Here is a 23,818-nt window from a genome sequence, read left to right on the forward strand (position 1 = left end):
ATCAGACCCCATATCCCTTGAGAGCGGCCGCAGCATTGCGTGCAAAGCGGATGGCATCGCTCGGCTTGTCATGCTCGGCAACGAAGTAACGGGCCTTGGTCTTGGCCTTGATCTGGTTGATGTAGTTTGGCCAGTCCAAGGTGCCCATGCCGACATCGGCCCAGCCATCTTCATCGAGTTTTTCCCCGGCAGGCGCGATGTCCTTGACGTGAACCGCGGTGATGCGGCTGCCAAGTTTGTCCATCCAGAAGATCGGATCCTCGTTGGCGCGGACGACCCAGGCCAAGTCCATTTCCCACTGCGTATCGGGGGATGCTTCAAGAATGAGCTCGATCGGCGTTTTGCCGTTGGCATCCTTGGTGAATTCCCAGTGGTGGTTATGGTAGCCGAAGCCCTTGCCGGCAGCCTTGAAGGCAGCTGCGATTTTCGCGAGCCCCTCGGCAAATTCCTGCCAGTTTCCGCCGCCGGTGCGGAAAGCTTCGGACGGAGGCGCAGGGCAATAAACGGTCTGAATGCCGACAGTTTCGGCGATCTTGAGGGCCGCGTCGGTGTCCTCAAGCTGACCATAGCCCATATGGGCGGTCGGCATGGTCAGGCCTGCATTCTTCAGACTCTGGGCAAGTGCCGCAGGGTCCTCGAACTGGCCGCCCCAGCCCTCGACCTGGGTATAGCCCAGGCTGGACAGGGTCTTGAGCGTGTCGTCGAGGGACGCCTCATTGCGGGCGCTGTAAAGCTGGTACGAAAAGTCCATGATTGGCCTCGTCAGGGATGTTTGAAACACGGTGTCGCGTCGGACCGGGAGATAGCCTGGCCAGGGGCTGGCGTCGCCGCGCCCGGACAGATCGACTGCCGCAAAAGTAAAGTGGATACCGGAATCCGGCGGAGCGGCGCCCCTGGGGCGCCGCCCAATTTGTTGAGACCGGCTTAGAGCCGCTCTTCTGTGCCCGCGTCGAACAGCGAACCACGTGCAATATCAAAGCCGACCTGAATCTTGTCGCCAGCATGGATATCAATGTCGCTGCTGCAACGGAACGTGACCGACACGCCGGCAACAGTTGTCCAGGCCAGGGTTTCGGACCCCATGGGCTCGACGATTTCGATCTCGGCCTCTGTCTTGAACGGCATATCGGCCGCAGCCTCACCGACGAAGATATGTTCTGGACGAACACCCAGGATCGCCTTGGTTGAACCAGAGGTGGCACCGACAAAGTCATAGGTACCGACGGGGATGGCCGTGCCGTCTGCCGCAGTGAAGGTAGGACCGTTCAGCGTGCCCTCGATGAAATTCATCGATGGCGAACCGACAAAGCCAGCCACGTAGAGGTTGACGGGCTTGTTGTAGATGGTGTGCGGGTCGGCCAATTGCTGAATGACGCCATTCTTCATGATGGCAATGCGGTCTGCCAGGGTCAGGGCCTCGATCTGGTCATGAGTCACGTAGATCATGGTGTTCTTGAGCCGCTGGTGCAGGCGCTTGATCTCGACACGCAGATCCGAGCGGAGCTTGGCATCAAGGTTGGACAAGGGCTCGTCGAACAGAAACACGTCAACGTCGCGCACCAGAGCGCGGCCGATGGCAACGCGCTGGCGCTGACCACCCGAGAGATTGGCCGGTTTGCGGTTTAGCAAGGGCTCGATCTGCAGGATCTCGGACGCCCGCTTCACGCGTTGGTCGATTTCCGCCTTGGGCATGCCGGCAACACGCAGACCAAAGGACAGATTCCGCTCGACCGACATCTGCGGATAGAGGGCATAGGACTGAAACACCATGCCTATGCCGCGGTCCTTGGGTTCTTCCCAGGTGACATTCTTGCCGTTGATGAAGATCTGGCCGTCCGAGACGTCCAGCAGCCCCGCAATACAGTTCAGCAGGGTCGACTTGCCGCAGCCCGAAGGCCCGAGCAGGACGATGAATTCACCCTTTGCGATGTCGAGATTGAGGTGTTCGAGAACTTTCACGCTACCGAAGTTGAGCGAGAGGTCCTTGATGGAAACACTGGTTTGCATCGGTAATTATCCCTTCACGGCGCCGGCGGCGACGCCGCGTACAAACAGCTTGCCGGACACAAAGTAGATGATCAGTGGCACAAGCCCGGTCAGCACGGTTGCGGCCATGTTGACGTTGTATTCGGGCGTACCCTGAGCCGAGTTGACGATGTTGTTGAGCTGCACGGTCATGGGCAGGTTCTGCGTGCCCGCAAAGACTACACCGAACAGGAAGTCATTCCAGATACCGGTGACCTGCAGGATCAACGCAACAACGAAGATCGGCAGCGACATGGGCAGCATGATCTCGAAGAAGATGCGCCAGAACCCTGCCCCATCCACGCGTGCTGCCTTGAACAGCTCCTGCGGAAGCGACGCGAAATAGTTACGGAACAGCAGTGTCAGGATCGGCATGCCGAAGATGGTGTGGATGAGAATGACAGCCTGCAGAGTGCCGAAGATGCCCAGTTCACGAGTAATCATCACCAGCGGATAGAGCATGACCTGATAGGGTATGAACGAGCCGAAGATCAGGATGGAGAAGAAGATTTCCGAACCCTTGAAACGCCAGTTGACCAACGCGTAGCCATTCACGGCGGCGATGAAGATGGACACAATGGTCGACGGAATCGTGATCTTCACCGAGTTCCAGAAACCGGGGGCGAGCCCCTCGCAAGTCAAGCCAGTACAGGCGCTGGTCCAGGCCTTGACCCAGGCATCGAAGCTGATCTGGCTGGGCAGCGCGAAGATGTTGCCGAAACGGATTTCGGGCATCGTCTTGAACGAGGTGACCAGCATCACATAGAGCGGGAACAGGAAGTAGAGGGTGAAAAAGACCAGGATCGAATAGATGATGATCTTTTGCGGGGTAAAGAAAGGCTTGGGGCGCGGACCACGGGGGCCGGATTCCACCTTTGTGTGCGTGTCCGGGGCGGGCCCGGTCATGGTTGCGGTCTGGCTCATGAGCGGCGACCCTTTCCACCAAATTCAAGATAGGCCCAAGGCACCATGATGATCAAAACAGTCAGCAGCATCATCGTTGCCGCAGCGAGACCCTGGCCAATATTGCCAGCGCCGAACATGTAATTGTAGACGTATTTGGCTGGCACCTCCGAGGAAATACCGGGACCGCCATTGGTCAGAGCGACCACAAGATCATAAAGGCGGACAATGCCGGAACCAATCAGTACCACGGCCGTCACCAGCACGCCGCGCATCATGGGAATGACGACGGAGATGTAAGTGCGCCAGGTCGGAATGCCGTCCACACGCGCTGCCTTCCAGATCTCTTCATCGACGCCGCGCAGGCCTGCCAGCATGAGCACCATGCAGAAGCCCACGCCCTGCCAGAGGCCAGCGATCAATAGGGCGAACAAAACCATGCGCGGATTGGCAATCCAGTCGAATGTGAAGCTTTCCCAGCCCAGGTTCCGCATCGTTCCCTGCAGGCCAAGCGTCGGATTCATAATCCACTGCCAGACGAGGCCCGTCACAATGAAGGAGAGGGCAAAGGGATAGAGCATGATGGTGCGGAAGGCGCTTTCGAAGCGAATCTTCTGGTCCATCAAAACCGCGAGCAAGAAACCGAACCCGAGGGTAAAGACCAGCGACATCGCGCCATACGTCACCAGATTCCAGACAGAAACGTTCCAGCGCGAGGTGCCGAAGAGACGTTCATACTGCTCGAAGCCGATGAAGTCGCCGCTCGGCAGCAGTCGGGAATTGGTAAATGAGTAGTAGACCGTCCAGATGGTACAGCCAATGAACACGACCAGCACTGTCGCCATCATCGGAAGGGCGGCGATCTTGGCGGGGACATTGTGAAGGAAGGTTTTTCTAAGGAAGCCGCGCCGACCGGTATTCCCAGCGCCCCTTCCAGTGTCAACGGCTGTATCCGCCATTACGATTTCTCTCCATAAGGAAGTGGTCGACCTTGTCGATCAAGGCCGACCACTACATTTAACGATGAGAACAAGGTCTCATCCAGTCACAGATCAGTCTGCCGACTCGATGATCGAGGCATAACGCTCGACATAGTCGTCGACCGTGATGCTGTCGTCGTCGAGGAACTCGGTGTTGAGATCCTGGAGCTGCTGCTGGGTGTCGCTGGAGAGAGCGAAGTCACCCGAAGGCAGCAGGCCATTTTCGAGCATGCCAATTGCCTTCTGCATGCAGGGGTTGGCAGCCGACAGATCGATATCCGTGCGGATCGGCATGGAACCCTTGACCAGGTTGAAGTTCAACTGGCCTTCCGGCGAGATCAGGATCTTGGCCAGATCGGCCTGAGCCTGAATCACGGCCGGATCGGTACCTTCGGGCAGAACCGGGAAGTAGAACGAGTCACCGCCACCGGTCAGCTGATCGCCAAGGCCAAGAGCGGGGAGACATTCATAATCTTCACCGGCAACGCCACCCGCAACCTGCAGGTCACCGGCAAGCCAGTCACCATGAATGTTGCCAGCAACTTCGCCAGCCAGGATCTGATTGCCCACGTCACCAAAGGACGGCACCATCATTTCAGGCGAGATCACCGAACGAAGATTGTCGAGAGCCTCGGCAACCTTGCGGAACTCCGGCCCACGAACAGCTTCGGCGCTCTTGTCGCGGTTGATGGCGAGCACGAGATCCGAACCACCCAGGCCAGACATCAGCACACCCGGAACACCCGAGAAGGGCCAGCCAGTGGCCAGACCGAAGGGGAGAATGCCTGCTTCCTGGAGAGCTGGCCAGGAGGCCACATACTCATCCCAGTTGGTCGGCACGGGCTGACCAATTTCCTCATAGGCGGCGGTGGAGACCCACAGCCAGTCCCAAGAGTGAATGTTGATCGGCAGGCAGTAGATGCCGCCTTCATACATGCACGGCTCAAGCAGGGACTGATCGACGTAGAAGTCGAGACCGCCCATTTCTTCAACGATCGGAGTCAGGTCGCGCATGAGGCCGGCCTGGATGAGTTCTTCGGCGTCACGGCCGGTATTCATCTGGGTGGCGCCCATCGGGTCACCGCCGATAATGCGACTGATGATGACGGGGTTCGCGCCGGTGCCGGAGCCGGCCAGCGCACTATCGACCCAGTTGTTGCCAGTTTGCTCTTCAAACAGCTCGGCAAATTCGGCAATGGCCGCGGCTTCACCAGCCGAGGTCCACCAGTGGGTCACTTCCAGATCCACGGCATACGCAGACGTGGAGCCAAGGAAAGCAGTTGCCATAGCGGCAACCACTGCAAACTTTTTCATAGGTTGTCCTCCCAACGAACACGAGGAGCTTATGCTCCAGCGGTGCACCAATTGCATAGCTGCTCTTCCAATCAAGCAACCCACAATTGTGTGTAATCGATTGCACTACAGCGTACAAACCGGTTGTGCAATCGATTTCAGGAGTTTCATACAAGCCTTGCGGAGATGTCAAGTTCGATTTAGATCGTTTCCATAACTGACAGCGAGAGGGGGCGCTGCCAGCAATGACCGAAACGAGAAAAACGCCGACAATACAAGATGTTGCGCGTTCGGCGAACGTATCGACTGCCACCGTGAGCCGCGCGTTGTCGAGCCCCGACAGGGTCAGCGAGAGCACACGGGCCCGTGTTTCGGAGGCCATTCGTGTAACCGGTTACACTTTGAACCAGGCGGCGCGGTCTTTGCGCCAACGGACGGCAAAAACCATACTGGTAGCCTTGCCCGACATCCGGAATTCCTTCTTCTCATCCATTCTGGATGCGGTGGAGCGCGAGGCCACCAACCGGGGCTACGGCGTGCTTGTGGCCAACCTGTTCCTAGCCAGATCACCAGCCCAAAGATTGCAGGATTACATGCTGTCCAATCGGGCCGACGGATTGCTGTTGCTCGATGGCTCGCTGGACCTCTCGTCGCTGCATAGTCTGGTCCGGCCGCCCAATTCAGTGCCGCTGGTCGTCGCCTGCGAGGAGATTCCGAACTCGGGATTTCATACCGTTCTGACTGACAATCTGTCGGCGGGCGAGCGCGCGACGCGCCATCTGATTGATCTGGGCCATCGCCAGATCGCGCATCTCCTGGGGCCCGAGGGCAATGTGGTCGCGCGTGACAGACTGGCCGGCTACACCAATGCGCTGACACAGGCCGATCTTCCAGTGCAACAGCAATGGCTGTTTCGCGGCAACTTCGACATGGAGAGCGGATTTGCTGCCGCCGCACATTTCATGTCCCTCAGCGTGCGCCCGACCGCAGTCTTTGCCGCCAATGACGAATCGGCAATCGGCTTCTTGTCGGGGTTACGCCAATATGGCCTGACTTGCCCTCGTGACATCTCCATGATCGGTTTCGACGACCTTGGGGTTGCCGCCCATTATACGCCACCCCTGACGACCATGCGGCAACCGCGAGAATTGCTGGGGCGGATGGCCGCCGAAATGCTGATCGACATTCTGGAGGACGCAGAGCACCGGCGCGGCCCCATGCGCATTGTCCTCAATTCCGAACTCATCGTTCGCGAAAGCACGGCACATCTGCCGTTGAGAACAAGTGGTTGAGAGCATTTGCTTGAGGGGTATGGCCTTGGGGGAAAAATGAGTTAAACAGGCCCTGTTCGGTCCCGTAGCTCAGCTGGATAGAGCAGCAGCCTTCTAAGCTGTTGGTCACAGGTTCGAATCCTGTCGGGATCGCCAACCCTTTCCGCGATTGCGGCCGAGAGGGCTCGCAGGCGGACGACAGGGCCATGGAACGTCCCCAAAAAGGGTTGTCCACGCAGCCGAATTGCGTCAACCTGTGGACGCAATTGGGGGCAGATCCACTGGCAAACAACGCAAACCGACCTACCATCGTGTTATTCGATCTCGATGGGACATTGGTGCACCACATCAATCCGCGTGTGCTGCAGATGCTGGAGTTCCTTGACGACTGCTCGCACCGCGGGGGCAGGCTTGTTGCGCGCTTTCGACTGGCGCGCCGGAACCTGACAGCGCCCCGCCGCAGCCCAAAGCTGCTGGTCCATCGGGCAATTCACAAGGTCCGCCGCAAAAGCGTCGAGCAAATGCTTGAGCCATGTGAAACCATGCGAAGCGTGCTGGAAACGCTCAAGGCCGAGGGCGTGACCCTCGGCGTTGTCAGCAACGGGCTGGGACGGGGCTACGGACATGACGTTCTGCAGACATTTGATCTGCGGAAGTATTTCAGCGCAGCCATTTTCCGAGAGGATGTGTCCCGCGGAAAGCCATGGCCCGATTCGATCGTTGCGGCGCTGCATGGACTGGGCCGTGATCTGCGGCGCAGCGATGTCATCTGGTATGTCGGTGATCAGAGCAAGGATATCGGCGCGGCGCTGGCTGCATCACAGGTGATTGGCCAGACCATCCGCCCCATCGCATTGGGGGCGCGGGCCGCACTCGGCGCGGTAGAATCTCGCCTTTCACCCAGCCAGATCATGTGGACGCCGGCCGATTTCGAACGAACGGTTCAGCAGACCTTTGACCTGTATCCGTCAGACTCGCCGCTGATGCCGCACCTCTCGGCGCCACAACTCTAAAGTCTAGAAATCGAACCCCATCTGGTTCAGCTCAGCCGACCTGGCGGGGCGCGGGGCTTTGTCGGCTTTGGTCGCGAACAGCGGTGGTTCTGTCACGATATTGCCGGGCACCACTGCAGGTTCCGATTTTTTTCGCTCTGACCGACGAGGTGTTGCAGCCATCTCGGTTGTGCCAACGGTGGCTGCACCTGGCGCGCTGGGCACACTCACTGAGGGCGCTATTTCCTCGCCCGATTCACCCTCGGACTCCCGCAAAGCGATCGCATTGAGCCACTTCACCGCACCGCTGAGTTTGCCCGCCTTGAGCGTGTAGAGGTTCTCGCGCCCTTTTTTGACCTCGACCACCAGACCGGCAGTCTTGAGAACACGCAAGTGACGAGAAATGGCGGGACGACTGATCGAGAACGCGTCCGCCAAGGTGTGCACAGGGATGGGGCCGGACATCAGGATTTCAACGATGCGGCAGCGCGTGGCATCCGCCAGTGCGGAATAGATGGCAATGGGGGGCTTTGAGCGTCTGGTCATGCCACCGGTTAAAGTAACGGCGACGTTACCCGTCAAGCCAGGTTGGCACCGGCAAGGGATTGTTCACCAGGATTCTTTGTCTTTCCTCACATTTGCCTCAAGTCGTCGGCACCGGCAAGAGATTGGTCACATCCGCGCCACACGATGCGGGCAAGGAGTAAGGATGATGACCAAAGCTGCCTATGCTCAAGCCAGAATTGGCATGCGACTGCGACGGGCCTATTCCAGGGCTGAACTAGTCGTGGATGCCATTGTCCACATTCTTGGCCTCGTGGTTGCGGTGGCGGCAGGATCAATCCTCCTGACCTTGGCGCTGCTGCAAACGGCCCCTGAAGCCTTCCCCGCCCTGGCCGTTTATGTCGCGACCCTTGTGGTGGTGCTGGGCGTCTCGCTGGCCTTCAACCTCTGGCCCAATTCGCCGGCCAAGAATTTTCTGGCCCGGCTGGACCAAGCGGCGATCTTCCTGTTCATTGCCGGCTCCTATACCCCGTTCCTAGCTGTCCTTGGCCAGACACCGAGTGGTGTGGTGATGATGAGCCTGGTGTGGGGTGCGTCGCTGGTGGGGGTGGCGCTCAAGCTGATTGTACCGGAGCGGTTCGGGCGGGTCGCTATCCTGCTCTATCTGGCGATCGGCTGGAGCGGTGTGCTGGTGTTCCAGTCGCTCGGACAGGCCCTGCCCTCTTCCACATTGTGGTTGTTGCTGGCGGGCGGGGTGACCTATTCGGCCGGTATCATCTTCCACTTGTGGGAAAAGCTGAAATTCCAGAATGCCCTCTGGCACGTGTTCGTGGTGGCCGGCGCCAGTCTGCATCTATGGGCCGTCATCGACTGCATGGTCATTGCGCGGCTGTAATCCGCGGGTGCTCAACTGTATCGCCTGCCGCGATACCCAGCTCGTCCGAACGTCCGCCGGGGATTTCCAGCACGAATTGAACCGGTCCGTCCGAGGGAATGGACGTGGTGTCGTGCGGCCGCGCATTGACATGGATGTTCAGGATGGTGCCGTCCGCTTCAATGAAGAGCATATCGAGCGGAATATATGTGTTGCGCATCCAGAACGAAACCGGGCGCTCTTCCCGGAAGTCGAACAGCATGCCCGCATCGTCCGCCAGTTCCTGACGGTACATCAACCCCTGCGCGCGGGTCTCGGGAGTGTCGACGACCTCAACGGTGAAAGCGTGTTCGCCATTTTCGGACTGCACGACGAGCCGGGTCTCGTCGCTGCAGGCTGCCAGCGGAAGGCTGATCAGCATGGCTGTTGCGAGCGCCGCAACGGACCGCAGCGGTTGGGAGACCCGTCGGGTCGAAATCGGCGAACTGTTCATTTTCGGGCAGTGTATCCCTGCTGTGCGACTATGAGGTCCCTAGTGCGAGGACGGCGCCTCGCCCCAGCCGTCGGGCCGAATTTCGGCAACCATCAGGCCCTTGGGGCCCTGACCATAGCGCACCAGCACAAATTGTCCCGGACGCAATTCCGTGATGCCGAAACGACGCAGGGTTTCCATGTGGACAAAGACGTCCGGCGTGCCGTCTCCGGCTGACAGGAAGCCAAACCCACGAATGCGGTTAAACCACTTCACCTCCAGCCGCACCATGCCAGAGGTCGGCTCCACCACAACGTGGGTCCTGGGCGCGGGCATCTGCGATGGATGGCGGGCGGTAGATTCGTCCATGGAGACAACCCGGAACGCCTGAAGGCCACCCGGGCGGTTCAGGGCCTCGACGACAATGCGCGCGCCCTCATAGGCGGTCTGGTAGCCGTCGCGGCGCAGACAGGTCACGTGCAGCAGCACATCGGCCATGCCATTGTCAGGAACGATAAACCCAAAACCCTTGCCGGCATCGAACCACTTGATCGTGCCCGCAACCTCGATGGTGTCGCTGGCTTGCTGATGGTCGCCCTGCATATGGTCGTCACGCAAAGATCCGCCCGACTGTGTCAGGTTGATGGCGTCACGGCCCTCACCACTGCCTTTGGCCCCCATATTCCAAACGCCTTTTCACTCGCCCGCAACAAGCGGGTACTCCTCACTAGATTTGTGCAGTGTCGCCGATTCAGCGGCAAAAGTTAAGAAGGTCTTGCGATTTTGTTGACAGGTGCCTGCGCCTGTTGTTGCGGGGCGTGTTTGGGCTTGGTAGGCCTGAGCCGCAATACACAGCCAAAGGAGACTGCCTTGAAGTATCTGCACACCATGGTGCGCGTCACCGATGTCGAGGAAAGCCTGCGGTTCTATTGCCAGGGCCTGGGCCTCGAGGAGGTGCGGCGCACCGACAATGAGAAGGGCCGCTTTACCCTGATTTTCCTGCGCGCCCCGGGCGATGAGGGCGGTGAAGTCGAGCTGACCTATAACTGGGATCCCGATCCCGAACCCTATGCCGGCGGCCGCAATTTTGGGCACCTGGCCTATCGGGTGCAGGACATTTATGCGCTTTGCCAGCACCTTTCCGACATGGGCGTCACCATCAACCGGCCCCCGCGGGACGGACACATGGCGTTTGTGCGCTCGCCCGACGGCATTTCGGTCGAGCTGATCCAGGACGGTCATCTCGACCCCAAGGAGCCCTGGGCCTCGATGCCCAATACCGGCTCCTGGTAGCAATCTGCCAGTGTTAAGCTCTCGCTAACCGTGCCACTTAGCGCGCGGTTAGCGAAACCGCTCTAATTTTAGCGACCAAACCCCAATGCCCATTGCCTGTTGCGCAATCGCGACACGCCTCGGGAAGGTCGCCATGTCTCGTCTGCTTCGTCTCTTCGCCGCTACTCTTGCCACCGCCCTCTTCCTGGCCGGATGCCTGCCCATGGCCATGTTCGCCAGCGGCAGCGGCGCCGGATATTCGGGCCTGAAGCAGGATTGGGGCACTTATGTCAGCTCCAACAATGTCAATGCGCTGTGCATTTCGCCCAAGCTGCGATTCGTCATCTGGGAGTTCGAAGGGCGGTTCGGGCGCAAGGTGGTGATGAATTCGGGCTATCGGAACCCGTTCCACAATGCCTCGGTGGGCGGCGCTGACAATTCCTATCATACCAAGTGCATGGCTGCAGACTTCTACATTCCCGGTGTCTCCAAGCAGGAGCTAATCGCTTTCGCCATGACGGTGGACGGCGTGGGGGGCCTGGGCTGCTATCCGGGCCGGACCTTTATCCATGTCGATGTGCGCGATCGGCCCCGCGGTTATCGGCGCCCGGTGACCTTTTCGGGCTGTTGATAAGTCGGCCCGGCGAAAAAAAGCGTACGGGATCAACGCAAACAGGGTTGCACAATCAAAAGCACCCCATTATACGACGCCCATCGCGCTGATGCGCCCTTCGTCTATCGGTTAGGACGGCACCCTTTCACGGTGCAGAGAGGGGTTCGATTCCCCTAGGGCGTACCACCTTCCCCCTGCTTTTCAAGCATGTGGCAAGGCCAAAGCGATGACCGTGCGCCCATCGTCTAGCGGTCAGGACGACGCCCTCTCACGGCGTAAACAGGGGTTCGATTCCCCTTGGGCGTACCAATCTTTCTTCTCCTTTCTTCGATGATCTGGCCGGTGCTGTGAGTGCGGGCCATGACTTTGTGCCGGACGGCCTGTTCGCGACCTCCGGTTGTGCATTGGACGTGTCCCGAGGCGCGTGCGTCTCAGTAAAACTAAGTAATAGAGACGTCGCCGCCTCGGAACACCGGGTTTCTCCTGCCGTCGTGGCCCCTATTGATCGCTCGTCGCAAGGTGACCCGACTGGCAGACGAGCCCTGGAGCGAATCCTGTAACGCGCAACATCAGATGGCACTGGGGCGGGGTGTCCGGGATTTGCCGGGATTTGCCGGGATTCGGCGGTAAAAGGACCGATAATCCGGGCTTCAACGGGCCGTCGAGAGGCCAGATACGGCAACGGCGCCCCGAGAGCGCCGCGCAAGTTCAAATGGCAATGAAGCAGTTGGTCAGTTGAAAGCCGCGAGCTCGCCGGTGATCCTGGAACGGACCTTGTCGCGGTGCTTATCGACCATACTCGGGATCAAAAAAGCGTCGATGATCCACCACAGGAACCCTACGATAATGAAGTAGCTCAGTATCTGCAGGATCGCGGTCCCCGGGCGGCCGAGGTAGAAGCGATGAAGCGATAGGATGCCCAGGAAGAACCATAGCGCGTAGGCAACACCAGTGCTCTTTTGCTCGTTGGCCACACGCGCCTCGACGAGCATGTATTTATCGAGATTTGAAGCCATGTATCCCCCTAAAGCTTCTGGCCGGCCCAGACGACGCGGCCGGGAATGGTGAGCTTATCAAGTCGTTGGCTGTCAATGATTTCCTTGGGATAGGCGGCGTTATGCGAGATGAGTTCTATTGTGCCGTCAGTGCGGCGGTTTATGAGCTTAACCAAGACGTCACCCTCCAGCACGATGACATAAAAGCACCCGGAGCGGATCACCTGGTCGGGGCGCATGTCGACGAGCATGAGCGCACCATCCTTGATGACCGGGTCCTGGCTGTCTCCACGGCAAGTCACCAGTCCCACCAACGACGGGGAAAGCCCCATCTCCCGCAGCCAGTCGGTTTTGAACGCAAGGCGTTCCGTCACCTCCTCGGCTAGCGCGACCAGGCCATGCCCCGCTGACGCCTCAACGCCTAACCGCGGTACCAAGGTAAAATCATCGGCCATGACTGCAGGAGCCCTGGTTCCTTCCGGGGTCGCCTGATCACCCAGCAAAACCCAGTCCGCGGACTTACCAGCGGCTCGTGCAAGAGTGGCCAATGCGAAAAAGGCCGGCCGAGCTTTGCCATCGCGCCATTTAGCCAGTGCGTCGTTGCTGACCCCGGCAATATCACTAGCCCGCCCCAGCCCCCCGACAGAATCGATGACCGCCTTTAAGCGGCCAGCGATTTCCTCATTGTGCTCAAAAGCGGAAGTGGGAACGCTTTTCCCAGTTTCATTGGGCGACGAAAAGCGCCCCCAATCCATTGATTTATCGTCACTACTCGTCAATTGGCGACACTCTCTGGCTTTTTCGCAACTGGGAACCGTGTTTTAGCGTTGGCAAGTCGCTTTTTGTCGGTTACGTTCGTGTTCAGTTTCGTGTTTCGCGTTCGCACCAGCCGGTCACGCCAATGATCGGTCAGTACAGGGGTTAGAAATGACCAAGACGGAGCCGGTCGTGTGGGACCGGCATGCCATCAAGGCCGAGATCGGCCGACGTGGCCTGACTATGGAAGCCATCGCCGAACTGGCAGGGATCAAAGGAAGCCAGGTCCGACACGGCTTGCTGGGTAGCAATCGCACAGGCGCACAGGCGATTGCCTCGGCCCTGGGCATCCCATTCCGGACCCTGTTCCCCAACCTCTACCTCAACGGGCGGGCCAACGAGATCAAGACTAGCCGGAGTCCGCGCCACGCCGCCAGTCAAAACGAACACGTTCGTGTTGACGAGACTCGGAGGGCAAGCTGATGGCCCGGTCAATGATTGTCCGCTTTGCTGACCTTCTGCAGCGCCGCCCGGAGTGGCAGGAGCGCGACGGGGACCGGCACGTTTTGGTCCGCGGCTACTCCCCTCTCGACAATCTGATCTACGGCGCCATTGCGGCCGCGGTGATCCTTGCCCCCTACATCATCTTTCTGGTGACTCTTCCATGACTATCGAACAGACCGCTGCCGTTCCGGCTCCGGGGACTGACCTGCGCGACATCGCGCTTGCGCTGATCGACGTGCCCGCCGGCCGTCGCGCCCTTGACCCCGACTGGGTCGAAACCCTGGCTGCCGAGTTCCGGGATAACCGGCAGCGTACTCCAATTGATGTGCTGCAAGTTGAGGGTCGCTTCGAGCTGGTGACTGGCGGGCATCGCTACGCCGCCAAATTGAAGGCCGGGCACCAAAACATCCGCGCGATTGTCTGGCAGCGCAGCGACTTCCGACATCACTCCCAGATCAAGCTGGTTGAGATCGCCGAAAACTTCATGCGGCGCGAGCTCTCGGTACTCGACAAGGCCTTCGATGTCGCCGCCTGGCGCGAGGTTTACGAGACCGTCCAAGGCGCCGTGAAGCGGGGTGGTGATCGCCGCTCCAAGTCAAAGTCTCAAGTTGAGACTTTGATCGGCGACGACGCGGTTGATGCTGCTGCCGAGACCTTCGCTGCCGCCTTCACCGTTGCCGCGCAACGAGCATTAGGTCTCTCCCGCGCCAATGTGTTCCGCAGCCTCAAGATCGCTGCCCTCGGTGACGCGAACCGCCAGCGCATCAGCCTGTTGCCGATTGCGAACAACCAGTCAGAGCTGCTGTCGCTGGTTTCCCAGCCGCCGACTCGTCAGGCCCTGATCATCGACAAGCTGATCAACGGCGCCGTCAGCGTGGCCGACGCCATTGGCATCATCGATGACATTGCGCCGACCGCCGCGCTGACGCCCTGGGAAAAGATGAGCGAGCGGTTCTCCCGCCTGGCCCCTGCCCAGCAGCACCAGTTCTTCGACCTTCACAAGGAAGCGATCCTGCTTTGGGTCGCGGAACAGAAGCGCTAGCCCATGACCCGCCGCGACACCCGCACCATGGACCTGCTGGCCTGGGAACCACCCCAGGTTGCCGCTGGCTATGGCACGGAGGTCGCTGGTCGCGGGCCAATGGAAAACAAGATCGCCCGTTTGATCAGCCAGGCATTGCGCGATGCGCAGGACGAGCAGGGTCTCAACCGCGAAACGGTTGCCGGTCTGATGACACTGGAGCTGCATCGTTCCGTCACCAAAGACATGCTGGACAAGTGGTCCTCGGAAGCGAGCACCACCCACCGCATTCCGCTCGATGCATTCTGTGCCATGGTCAAGGTCCTGGAGGCGGAGAGCCTGCTGGGGTTCATCCCGCAGGTGCTGGGCTTCATCGCCGTTCCCGCCAAGTTTGGCGACATCATCGAAATGCACCTGATTGAAGAGAAGTCGCGCGACCTAGAAGCGCGCCGGCTGGCCCTTTCTGCGCGTTTGAAAGGCCGGTCATGAGAACGTGGATGACAGCGGCAGAGATCGCAGCGGCCAATCTGCCCGGCATGCCCAAAACCAAGCGCGGAGTGACAGCGAAGGCGGCCGCAGAGCGCTGGGATACAAATCCTGCATTCGTCCGCGCGCGGCAGGGAAGAGGCGGCGGGCTCGAATACGACACCCGCATCCTGCCCACACTTGCGCAGGTTGAGCTGATGCAGCGCAATATGGTGGTCGGCGTCCCCGTGGCCGCAGAACCGGCAGGGTCGGACATCGATGTCGGACTGTCTGGCCGCGCTGCCCGCGAGCGGGATGCACGCCTGGCGATCGTTGCGGCATTCGATGACCTGGTAAAGGGCCTGCCGAAGCTGCGCCACAGCTCGCACCTGCAGATCTTCATGGACAAGTACAATGCCCGTACCCTGCGGATTGAAGGCTGGGTGACGGATCTTATTCCGACCATTTCGAAGCGGTCGATCGACCGGTGGCGCGCGGCGAAACGCGACGGATCACCGATCCGGACCAGGTCTGGATCGATGCGCGCCGGCGCATGTATGAGCTGATCTATCGCCCCGACCGCTTTACGGCCGTGCAGGCCGGTTCGGCGCGCCGGGTGACGCGCGGCGACCGAGTTATCGGCGCCTTCGACACCCTGGAACACACCCTGGCCGTGCACCGCGCGCTGCGCATCGAGGGCGCCCTGGTCGAGCTGGCCGGCACTGTGACCATGGAACAGGGCAAGTCCTATGCCTGCCGGTACCGCGTCTTTGGCGAAGGCGAGAGCATGCAAAGCGTTACCCGCGCCGTGCAGCTCGATGTCGGCGAACAGGGGGCCATCATCCTGACTGGCGCCGGGCCGATGCCGGCGCCGGGAGAGACCATTCACTTCGGCGAGGCAGGCAAGGAGAGCATCGCGCTCATTGTCACCGGCGTCGAAGCGGGCGAGGACATGACCTCGATCATTTCAGCGGTGGCCGAAGCCCCCGAGGTCGACGCCTTGACGGCGGCCGAAGTGCCACCGGCCTGGGATGGCCGCGTCGGCGGCGCCATCGCCAATGACACCACCGCGCCGGTCAAGCCCGTGGTCAACGGCATCCAGCTCCACCCGGATGGATTCACGGTCCTGCTGGCGCCAGGGACTGGCAGTGCCGTGCCGGTGGCCAACTTCGCCCTGCAGCATCGCCTTGACGGGGCTGTCACCTGGTCGGCCGCCGTCATCGTTCCGGTCGGCGCCGGCGCTATTACCATTGGCGGATATGACCCGGCCGACGAGGTCGAATGGCAGGTGCAGGCGATCAGCCAGGGCGGCGTCGGCTCGCTCTATACCGATGTGGCCACCACGACCATTCCCGAGCCGATTGGCGCGCCTGACCCCATCGTCTCCGCCTCTGTGGTGCCGGGGCTCGGCAATGCCAGCCTGGTTCTGGCCACGCCAGCCGATGAGCGTGTTGCCGAGGTGCGCATCTATCGCGGCAATACCGCCACGTTCGGCACGGCCAATTTGGTGGCCACCCTGGCCGGCGTCCTGCCGTCCAGCTCCTACGCCCATGTCGATGGCGATGCCACGCGCGCCAATCTTGTGCTGGACCCCGGCTTTGACGATGGCGCCGACTGGTCGACGGGGACCGGCTGGTCCATTGCCAGCGGCAAGGCGACAAAGGTACCAGGCGTCGCGAGCGATCTTGAGCAGGCGACCGCGCTCACCGAGGACAAGACCTATCGCTATCGCGTTATCCTGGCCGACCGCACCGCCGGCGATGTCACCATTCGGCTGACGGGCGGCTCGGCCGTAAACGGGCCGGATCTGGCGACCAACGGCACCGCCCTTGGCAGCCTGGTGGCCGACGCCGGAAACGACACCCTGACCTTTGCGGCCGACAGCGATTTCGACGGCAGCCTTGATGGCATCGTGCTGTTCGAACAGAGCGCGACCAGCCTGGTCCAGGGCGCTCACTTCTACTTCATCACCACCGTCAACGCCGATGGCCTGGAGAGCGCACCCTATGCGCTCGCAGGCGTCGATGTCATCTGAGGATCAAGCCATGGCAGCCGGCATCACAACGCCAAATCTTCCCTCCCGCACCGTAGTCGACGAGCTGGTTGGCAATCGTACGGCTTTCGGCGAGCGCCAGACAGTCGTCATCCCGGTCGCCAACATGGCCAACCTGCTGCTCCAGTCGGCCCCGATCAAGGCATTGGGGGCCAATGCCGGGCTCTACGCCACACGGGCCGAGCTGGAGGCCGATCTGACCCCCGACGAGCCATTCATGGGCTGGGTCTATGATGACCCGGTCGCGGCCAATCGCGGCATCTACCGGATCGTCGACGGCGTCCCCAAGACATGGGAATGGGCGATGCCGCTGCCCTTCGGCGTGGTCAATTGCGCCAATGGCGGCGGCTCGGCCAACGACCTGACGGTCACCACGTCGCTGCCGCTCGTCGGCGGCAGCATGCCGACAATCGGCATATTGCCCATCCTTGCCGACAACACGGCGGGGATGACGATCAATCTCAATGAGGCTGGCGCCAAGCCATTGCTGGGCGCGGCCGGCACCGCCATTCCGAACGGAGGCCTCAAGGCTGGCATGCTGGTCAGCTTTGTGGATGCCGGCGCCGCATTCCGTCTCCTGACCGATACGGACAGCGCCATCAACCGCGTCGCGGCCGAGGCGGCTGCCGGGCTAGCCGGAACCAAGGCGACCGAAGCAGGCAATCATGCGATCGCCGCCGCCGCCGACCGGGTTCTGGCCCAACAGGCCAGCGCTTCGGCCGAGGCCGATGCCGAGATTGCCAAAGCCGCCGCCGAGGCGTCGGGCGCTGCCACCTTCTTTGACACCTATGCCGAGGCCTCGGCCGGGCTGGGCGGCTTGTCCGAAGGCGAGGTGGTCGAAGTGTTCGCGGACGAGACCAGGGGCGGCCGGCGCACGCGTTATCGTGTTGAGAGTGGTGCACTTGTCTTCAAACTGCGCCTGGCCGTGGGCGAGACGGTGCTGGCCAGCGAGTTCGGGGTGATCGGCTTCAATAGCGCCGCCGAGGCCGAGGCGGTCGACCAGCGCGCGCTGTTGCAGGCGGCTATCGACTATGCGCGTGCCTCCATGGCGGGCGTGCTGGAACTGCCTGCTGGCCATATTGCCGTGGCTGATGAGCTGGACCTGTTCTGGGAGCGCGCCACCCATATCGAACCGCTGACCTTGAAGGGCCAGGGCACGCGTGCCACCGCGCTGATCGCCAACTTTGCCGGGGTCGACAAAGCCATGCTCCGCGTCGTCAACCCGGATGGCTATGGCGATGGGTCGGACCTCAACATGCGCTCTACCGCCATGACCATCAGCGACATGAGCTGGCGCGTGGGGAGTGGGATCGCCGATCCCGATGCACCGATGTTCCTGCGCTATCCCAATGCGTCTGACGTTCGTCTGTCCCGGCTTCATGCCAATGCCCGCAACAACTCGGCCATCGCCATGTCGGGCATCTTCAACTCCATCGTCGAGGATGTGACGATCTTTGGCGGCGGCCATACCTTCGTGCGCAAGAATGCGGACGGGGTGACGTTCTCGATCAACCAGGGCGAAACCACCCTGACGGCCAGCGAGGCCCACTTCACCGCTGGGGATGTTGGCCGGGTCATCAAACTGTCCGGCGAACAGCAGGCCCTGGTCATCGATAGCGTGACGAACGGGACGACGGCCGAGGTGGTCGAAACAGCGCAGCTGGCCTCGGCGGCGCGCGCCGCGATCTGGGAGCCGTCCCGCGCGTCGATTGACGACGCATCCAACCAGCTCGTCTTTGAGAATGCCTGCCTGGCGGCAAGCGATGTGGGTCGCTGGGTCTATGTCTTCGGTGCGCGCGCCGGCAACACCGGCGGCACACTGGGCTCCACCTCGGGCACGCGCCCGCTGCGCGCCCAGATCACGGCTGTCAGCGGCGACTTCACCACCGCCACGCTTGACCGCAATGCCTCTGCCACGGTCGCTGACACCGTGGTGGTGGCCAGCCCGGTGTTCGACATTTCCAGCACCGAGCTGCAGTACAACGAGACCAACGATTTCCAGATTACCGCGCTCAATATCGAGGTCTTCAATAGCTGCGCTCTCTACATTGAAGAGGGTTTGAACCTCGATCTGCGGCGGGTCAAAACGCATGGCCGCAACGTGCCCGTGCCGGGGCGCCCGGACCTCGTCACCCATTTCGACGCCGTCCTGATCCGCTCCTCGGGCTATTATCGGGGCGATGTCGAGGGCTTCCCCGTCAACCCGTACGGCACGATCTTCGTGGGCGATGTGATCACCGCATTGTCGTTCGATGCGGTCACGGGCACCTCGCTCGAAGGCGCGCCTGGCTTCATCTATTGGGACAATCAGAACAGCTATGGCTCGGTGCGCGTCCATGACCTGGTGCACAACAACAACCTCTCGGCGCGCCAGGCCGACCGGATCGTCGGCACCACCAATCCGACGCCGGCGCCCGAAGTCGCCGGCAATCGCTCCTGGTACCGCTCCAGCCTGCGGCCGACACAGGTTACTGCCACCAAAAAAGTCTCCGGCTTCCGCACGGCTTTGCAGTCATTCATGCGCGCAGTGGTCGGCCTGGGTACCGAGGGGTTCCAGGCCATCGGCATCGGCGTCAATGGCATTCCGACTTTCCGTGGCTCGCGCGTGCGTGGCACCGAGGCCGCGCCGGCGGCCGTGCAGCAATATGATCCCCTGGTCTCGATTGATGGCGAGGGGCGTGCCGATGATGGCGAAATGGTCGTAGCCGGTCGCATGGTGCTGCGCGCCAAGGCCAACCCGGCCGCTGGCAATGTCGAGGGCGAATGGCTGATCGCCCGGCGCAATAGCGCCGGCACCTTCACCGAGGTTTGGGTGCTGAACGATGACCTGGTCCCGGTCCAGGACGATGTCAGCTATGCCGGGCTCGGCACCAATCGCCTGCGCGGCGCCTATCTGGGCACCTTTGGCGCCACGACTGAGCTGAATGGTGCGGTGGTGCCGATCTCAACCTTCATCCGGCGACGGGGCACGGACGGTGCACCAAGCGCGGTGCTGGACGGCGACGAGCTGATGCGCATTCGCGCCATGGGGCGCGCAGATGACGGCAATGACGTTGAAGCCGCCCGCATTGCAGCCTTTGCCTATGGCGCGCCTGCTGGCGGCAATCTGCGCGGCCGGCTTGGCCTCTTCGTACGGACCGCAGCCGGTGCTTTGGCCGAACAGTGGCGCGTTCTGGAAGGCGCACTCCGACCTATAGGAACGCAGAACCTGGGAGCGGGTGACGCCCGGATCAACGAGCTTCATGCAACCCGTTTGCGCCTCTATCCCGGTGCGGACCACAACCCCTTCAACAACGGTGAGCTGAACATTGATGCGCCCGCCAACAATCGTCTCCGGGTGCGGTATCGGGGAGCTGATGGCACGGAGCGGTCGGTAAATCTCTACCTCGATGTCGCCGACGATATTGGTGTCCTCAAGGGGGTGGGCTCTCCTGAAGGCGTGGTCACAGCGCCCATCGCTTCACGCTACCTCAACAAGACGGGCGGCGCCGGGCAAACCTTCTGGGTGAAAGAGAGCGGCTCGGGCAATACCGGCTGGGTCGCCAAATAGCAGAATCACCGGTCCGTCGCCGTGCTGGTGACGGGCGGCCGAGGTGTGGAACGCACCTCGACTGGGGCAATGGATTGGCGTCCACCCCAAAAGCGCAACGAGACACTTTCAACCCGCCACCCACGCAAGGTGGGCGCGGCCGGTTGGATCATGTCGAGACCAAGGAATCATGGACAAGTTCGCTCAAATGCGAAGCGTTGACCCCACACGCACCCCGGCCGGGTATATCGGCGGCAAACGCAATCTGGCCAAGCGCATCACTGCGCTGATCGAGACCATCCCGCACACCACCTATGCCGAGGCCTTTGTCGGCATGGGCGGTATCTTCCTCAAGCGACGCCTGGCGCCCAGGGCCGAAGTCATCAATGACTATTCGGGCGATGTGGCGAACCTGTTCCGCATCCTGCAGCGCCACTATCCGCAGTTCATGGAGACACTCAAATTCCAGCTCTCCGGACGCCGCGAGTTCGACCGCCTGATGGCCAGCGATCCGGCCACCCTGACGGACCTGGAGCGTGCCGGCCGCTTCCTCTACCTCCAGCGCCTAGCCTTTGGCGGCAAGGTGGCGGGGCGGAGTTTCGGGGTCGATGTCAGCAGCTCGGCCGGTTTCAATATCATCACCCTGGCGCCCCAGCTCGATGCCATTCACCAGCGCCTGGCCGGTGTCACCATCGAGAACCTGCGCTGGCAGGACTTCCTGACCCGCTATGATCGCGCAGGCACGCTGTTCTATCTGGACCCGCCTTACTGGGGCTCGGAAGACGACTACGGCAAAGCCATGTTCGGCCGCGACCAGTTCGAAGACATGGCCAGTCGTTTAAGGGGGCTAGAAGGCCGCTTCATCCTGTCGATCAACGACGTTCCGGAGGTCCGCGAGCTGTTTGCAGGCTTTGATAGGGTCGAGGCGGAAACCACCTACAGCGTCCAGGGAGGGGGGCAGAAAGCACGGGAGCTGGTGATTACCGGATGACCAGGCGTTTAGGGTCACTGGCATTGTGGCGTCCCGGACCACCGCTGGCGCTTTCCACCACGGCCAGGACTTTGGGGCGGGCGCCACAGTCGTTGCAGCGCAGTCGGCTCACAATGCTGCGCAATGTCGTGTCCCAGCCGCGTTGGGCCGCGAGCATCCGGAAGGGCAGCAATTTGCGTCCCCCAGCACCGCACGAACAGCCCACCTCCAGCCACCATCCCGCCAACTCGGCCGCTGTCGCCTCCATCGGCGGCGCGGCCGGAAACGGCGGCATCGGATTGGGGATGTCGGGGTAAGGAAACGGGATCGCGAGAAGGGTGTGACGTCGCATGTCTCCACAAAGTTGCGTAAAGGTCCGGCTTGTGACCGATTGATCGGTGCGTGAGAATCGTCGCGCCAGACGCGGGAGAATAGTCGTTGCAGTGGATAATCGTCAGACACGACCCTGAATTCAACGTCGTAATCGACCTTGATCGCCGAACAGGTGCAGGCTGGGATGGGACGATCTGCGTATTGGTGGGGCCAGGCAGAGTAAATTGGCTGGCTCAAGTTCGGGTACCAGAGGAGCGCATCCTATCCAGAGAAGGCCTACAGTTCATGCCGGTGTGGCCGGACGGTCGGCCGCTTTCGGTAGAAGAGGTCGCTAGGGAGTTCCCCAACGGCGTGGCAGATACGGCAGATATCAAGATATTGTTGCTTGCCGATCGTCTGCAGGTGGAATGGTCGCATCGAGACAGCACAGGTTCTGCAGAAGTACCCCATCCCAATCATCAGCTTCCATCCCAGCTGCGCGTGCGCACTGATGTGGGGACCTGGAAGGAGTTCAAAGATGTCTGCCGCGGAGGGAACCGGGGCGACCTTATTTGGCGCGGGCAGCAGCAGCCTTGGCGCCTGAGGACTTCCTTCCATCGTAGCGGCAGAAGCGACCTTACTAGGTATGAGCACGAAGACTTAGCTAGGGTTTGGCGGGCGCTGACGGGCCGAACAAAGCACATCTTCGACATGACAACACTCGAGGGCAAGGTAGCGTTTTTGCACCTGCTACAGCACCATGGCTTCCCTACACCGCTGCTCGATTGGTCTGAATCGCCTTACGTGGCGGCATTCTTCGCTTTCCGCAGCCCAGTAGCTCCCCCAGAAGGCAAAGTCAGAATCATCCGGCTAGACCGTCTTAAGTGGTCGGGCCTAAGGCAATTTGCTAGTCTTTCACTTAGCGGCCCCCACTTCTCGCTGCTCTACCCGCTTGCCATCGAAAATCCGCGAGCAATGCCGCAGCAATCTCTTTCGGCACTATCAAATGTGGACGATATCGAGGGTTATCTAGACGTGTTTGAACACGCTCATGGTCCGATCATTGAAGCCTACGATTTGCCGTACTCGGAGAGAGCGGAAGTTTTTAGCGATCTCGTGCAGATGGGTGTAACGGCTGGCTCATTGTTCCCTGGACTGGATGGTGCTTGCGAGGCATTGACCCACCAGTTTTTTGACCCTGCTACTGATTGGAAACTTGCTGCCAATTGAAGTTGCGCGCGCCGCCAATTGAAGTTGCGCGCTACAAATCCAGTCTCACCGGCTCCTCCCGCAACTGTTCGCTGCAGTCCGCCCATCGCGGGAGTGATGGGAGGAGGATAAGGGAGGAATTGGGTGCGGGGATATCTTTTTGGCGGCGGCAGGAGTCGACCCCAAATCGGTGATAGCGCTTCCGCCTAGCGGCTCCCACAGGCGGACGTCGTCTAGCAGATGCCTTGGTGGCCGCGATACGTTCCGCTGTGCGCGCCGGATGCAACTTATAACGTGATCTCTTGGACGTCGTTGGGCATTGCGTTCCCGCTAGCGTACTGCTCAGCGAACTTCTTCACTTGCGCGATTGTCTCATTGGTATGCCATGTGGTCATGAGATTGTGGCCATTTGAGCTGGATCCGTCGGCTACGATAAGTTCGTCGATGACGTCGTGAACTCTCTCGCAGTCTGGTCCTACCACGCAGATGAGACGCACATCGCGGCTCACGCATTCCGCGACAAAGGCGGCCAACTTGTGAGAGGTATAAGGCGGTGCGTGAAGGATCACGATCGGGGAATAAGTCATGGGCAAGCTTATACCACACACGCCGCGAAGCCCATTGCCGACAGTCGGCAAGCGACCCCATTGCGGCCTTCGAGGCCTTTACTGAAGACATCTGAAAGCTGCCGTAGCGAAGATCCATCTCCGAACCCATCGGCTATCACCCTCTGGGCGAGAACTAGTTGGTTTGCAAAGGCGGATGGAGCGGAGGCCCTTGCTCAAACCGAAATCCCCTACGAAGC

The 23,818-nt window shown here is 60.9% G+C and carries 26 protein-coding genes and 3 tRNA genes; 17 read left to right on the forward strand and 12 right to left on the reverse strand.

Translation table 11 applies throughout. The annotated features are described in order from the left end of the window. Position 1 precedes the first annotated feature (1 nt). The 5 genes from DDE76_RS08245 to DDE76_RS08265 all read right to left on the reverse strand — a co-directional run bounded on the left by DDE76_RS08245 (position 2) and on the right by DDE76_RS08265 (position 5,222). A complete protein-coding gene (locus DDE76_RS08245) occupies positions 2–751 on the reverse strand; it encodes a sugar phosphate isomerase/epimerase family protein (RefSeq protein ID WP_104894521.1) in 750 nt (249 codons plus the stop codon). A 173-nt stretch (positions 752–924) separates the two neighbouring features. Next, positions 925–2,007 (reverse strand): ABC transporter ATP-binding protein, encoded by a 1,083-nt coding sequence (locus DDE76_RS08250; protein ID WP_104894522.1) that lies wholly within the window; start codon positions 2,005–2,007, stop codon positions 925–927. Positions 2,008–2,013: 6 nt separating this feature from the next. Beyond that, positions 2,014–2,949: a carbohydrate ABC transporter permease gene (locus DDE76_RS08255; RefSeq protein WP_104894523.1), complete on the reverse strand. Its 936-nt coding sequence runs from the start codon at positions 2,947–2,949 to the stop codon at positions 2,014–2,016. Next, positions 2,946–3,887, reverse strand: coding sequence for a carbohydrate ABC transporter permease (locus tag DDE76_RS08260; protein WP_104894524.1), 942 nt, complete (start codon positions 3,885–3,887; stop codon positions 2,946–2,948). The genes DDE76_RS08255 and DDE76_RS08260 overlap by 4 nt, the downstream gene beginning before the upstream one ends. A 93-nt stretch (positions 3,888–3,980) precedes the next feature. Further along, the gene (locus DDE76_RS08265) at positions 3,981–5,222 is read right to left on the reverse strand and encodes an ABC transporter substrate-binding protein (RefSeq protein ID WP_104894525.1); all 1,242 of its coding nucleotides are present in this window, start codon (positions 5,220–5,222) and stop codon (positions 3,981–3,983) included. A 224-nt stretch (positions 5,223–5,446) separates the two neighbouring features. Between DDE76_RS08265 and DDE76_RS08270 the strand changes: the two genes are divergently transcribed. From DDE76_RS08270 to DDE76_RS08280, 3 genes are all read left to right on the forward strand, one after another. Then, positions 5,447–6,493, forward strand: a complete 1,047-nt coding sequence (locus DDE76_RS08270) for a LacI family DNA-binding transcriptional regulator (RefSeq protein WP_104894526.1) — start codon at positions 5,447–5,449, stop codon at positions 6,491–6,493. A 58-nt stretch (positions 6,494–6,551) separates the two neighbouring features. Next, positions 6,552–6,628, forward strand: a tRNA-Arg gene (locus DDE76_RS08275). A 155-nt stretch (positions 6,629–6,783) separates the two neighbouring features. Continuing rightward, a complete protein-coding gene (locus DDE76_RS08280; protein ID WP_157955714.1) occupies positions 6,784–7,485 on the forward strand; it encodes an HAD hydrolase-like protein in 702 nt (233 codons plus the stop codon). A gap of 3 nt (positions 7,486–7,488) precedes the next feature. On the opposite strand, the gene DDE76_RS08285 is transcribed toward DDE76_RS08280, so the two are convergent. After that, positions 7,489–8,046: an ArsR/SmtB family transcription factor gene (locus tag DDE76_RS08285; RefSeq protein WP_198650869.1), complete on the reverse strand. Its 558-nt coding sequence runs from the start codon at positions 8,044–8,046 to the stop codon at positions 7,489–7,491. 130 nt (positions 8,047–8,176) lie between these two features. Here DDE76_RS08285 and trhA point away from each other — a divergent pair, with 130 nt between their 5' ends. After that, positions 8,177–8,863, forward strand: coding sequence for a PAQR family membrane homeostasis protein TrhA (gene trhA, locus DDE76_RS08290; RefSeq protein WP_245891843.1), 687 nt, complete (start codon positions 8,177–8,179; stop codon positions 8,861–8,863). Here trhA and DDE76_RS08295 read toward each other — a convergent pair. Continuing rightward, complete coding sequence (locus DDE76_RS08295) at positions 8,847–9,335, reverse strand: DUF192 domain-containing protein (RefSeq protein WP_245891844.1); 489 nt, start codon at positions 9,333–9,335, stop codon at positions 8,847–8,849. The genes trhA and DDE76_RS08295 overlap by 17 nt on opposite strands. Before the next feature lie 39 nt (positions 9,336–9,374). Further along, the gene (locus DDE76_RS08300) at positions 9,375–9,995 is read right to left on the reverse strand and encodes a cold-shock protein (RefSeq protein ID WP_425430620.1); all 621 of its coding nucleotides are present in this window, start codon (positions 9,993–9,995) and stop codon (positions 9,375–9,377) included. A gap of 189 nt (positions 9,996–10,184) precedes the next feature. Between DDE76_RS08300 and DDE76_RS08305 the strand changes: the two genes are divergently transcribed. The 4 genes from DDE76_RS08305 (at position 10,185) to DDE76_RS08320 (ending at position 11,508) form a co-directional block, all read left to right on the forward strand. After that, entirely contained in the window at positions 10,185–10,607 is a 423-nt protein-coding gene (locus DDE76_RS08305) for a VOC family protein (RefSeq protein ID WP_104895056.1), read from the forward strand. 133 nt (positions 10,608–10,740) lie between these two features. After that, on the forward strand, positions 10,741–11,217 hold the full coding sequence (locus tag DDE76_RS08310) for a YcbK family protein (RefSeq protein WP_157955715.1): 477 nt from the start codon (positions 10,741–10,743) through the stop codon (positions 11,215–11,217). A gap of 93 nt (positions 11,218–11,310) precedes the next feature. After that, positions 11,311–11,385: transfer RNA gene (locus tag DDE76_RS08315), tRNA-Glu, on the forward strand. Positions 11,386–11,433: 48 nt separating this feature from the next. Next, positions 11,434–11,508: transfer RNA gene (locus tag DDE76_RS08320), tRNA-Glu, on the forward strand. Between the two features lie 422 nt (positions 11,509–11,930). On the opposite strand, the gene DDE76_RS08325 is transcribed toward DDE76_RS08320, so the two are convergent. Next, a complete protein-coding gene (locus DDE76_RS08325; protein ID WP_104894532.1) occupies positions 11,931–12,215 on the reverse strand; it encodes a TM2 domain-containing protein in 285 nt (94 codons plus the stop codon). Positions 12,216–12,223: 8 nt separating this feature from the next. Beyond that, positions 12,224–12,973: a S24 family peptidase gene (locus DDE76_RS08330; protein ID WP_157955716.1), complete on the reverse strand. Its 750-nt coding sequence runs from the start codon at positions 12,971–12,973 to the stop codon at positions 12,224–12,226. Positions 12,974–13,121: 148 nt separating this feature from the next. On the opposite strand from DDE76_RS08330, the gene DDE76_RS08335 reads away from it, so the two are divergent. The 8 genes from DDE76_RS08335 to DDE76_RS08370 all read left to right on the forward strand — a co-directional run bounded on the left by DDE76_RS08335 (position 13,122) and on the right by DDE76_RS08370 (position 21,513). Then, positions 13,122–13,433: a helix-turn-helix domain-containing protein gene (locus DDE76_RS08335; RefSeq protein ID WP_104894534.1), complete on the forward strand. Its 312-nt coding sequence runs from the start codon at positions 13,122–13,124 to the stop codon at positions 13,431–13,433. Next, on the forward strand, positions 13,433–13,618 hold the full coding sequence (locus tag DDE76_RS08340; RefSeq protein WP_104894535.1) for a hypothetical protein: 186 nt from the start codon (positions 13,433–13,435) through the stop codon (positions 13,616–13,618). Before DDE76_RS08335 ends, DDE76_RS08340 begins: the two co-directional genes overlap by 1 nt. Beyond that, entirely contained in the window at positions 13,615–14,496 is an 882-nt protein-coding gene (locus tag DDE76_RS08345) for a ParB/RepB/Spo0J family partition protein (protein WP_104894536.1), read from the forward strand. Before DDE76_RS08340 ends, DDE76_RS08345 begins: the two co-directional genes overlap by 4 nt. A gap of 3 nt (positions 14,497–14,499) precedes the next feature. Next, entirely contained in the window at positions 14,500–14,964 is a 465-nt protein-coding gene (locus DDE76_RS08350) for a hypothetical protein (protein ID WP_104894537.1), read from the forward strand. 8 nt (positions 14,965–14,972) lie between these two features. Beyond that, complete coding sequence (locus DDE76_RS08355) at positions 14,973–15,506, forward strand: DNA-binding protein (RefSeq protein ID WP_157955717.1); 534 nt, start codon at positions 14,973–14,975, stop codon at positions 15,504–15,506. Beyond that, positions 15,428–16,975, forward strand: a complete 1,548-nt coding sequence (locus DDE76_RS08360; RefSeq protein ID WP_104894539.1) for a phage tail protein — start codon at positions 15,428–15,430, stop codon at positions 16,973–16,975. The genes DDE76_RS08355 and DDE76_RS08360 overlap by 79 nt, the downstream gene beginning before the upstream one ends. A gap of 10 nt (positions 16,976–16,985) precedes the next feature. Continuing rightward, positions 16,986–20,543 carry a hypothetical protein gene (locus tag DDE76_RS19525; protein WP_157955718.1) on the forward strand — a complete coding sequence of 1,186 codons (3,558 nt, stop codon included), beginning with the start codon at positions 16,986–16,988 and terminating at the stop codon, positions 20,541–20,543. 169 nt (positions 20,544–20,712) lie between these two features. Further along, positions 20,713–21,513 (forward strand): DNA adenine methylase, encoded by an 801-nt coding sequence (locus tag DDE76_RS08370; protein WP_104894541.1) that lies wholly within the window; start codon positions 20,713–20,715, stop codon positions 21,511–21,513. Here the strand turns inward: DDE76_RS08370 and DDE76_RS19530 are convergent. Next, positions 21,503–21,844 (reverse strand): hypothetical protein, encoded by a 342-nt coding sequence (locus DDE76_RS19530; RefSeq protein ID WP_157955719.1) that lies wholly within the window; start codon positions 21,842–21,844, stop codon positions 21,503–21,505. The two genes, DDE76_RS08370 and DDE76_RS19530, sit on opposite strands and share 11 nt — an antisense overlap. An 86-nt stretch (positions 21,845–21,930) precedes the next feature. Here DDE76_RS19530 and DDE76_RS08380 point away from each other — a divergent pair, with 86 nt between their 5' ends. Next, positions 21,931–23,034, forward strand: a complete 1,104-nt coding sequence (locus tag DDE76_RS08380) for an FRG domain-containing protein (RefSeq protein WP_157955720.1) — start codon at positions 21,931–21,933, stop codon at positions 23,032–23,034. Positions 23,035–23,300: 266 nt separating this feature from the next. Here the strand turns inward: DDE76_RS08380 and DDE76_RS20125 are convergent, their stop codons facing one another. After that, positions 23,301–23,600 carry a DUF7684 family protein gene (locus tag DDE76_RS20125; RefSeq protein WP_104894544.1) on the reverse strand — a complete coding sequence of 100 codons (300 nt, stop codon included), beginning with the start codon at positions 23,598–23,600 and terminating at the stop codon, positions 23,301–23,303. Positions 23,601–23,818 lie beyond the last annotated feature (218 nt).

The organism is Devosia indica (genome assembly GCF_003056405.1).
Lineage (GTDB): Bacteria > Pseudomonadota > Alphaproteobacteria > Rhizobiales > Devosiaceae > Devosia > Devosia indica.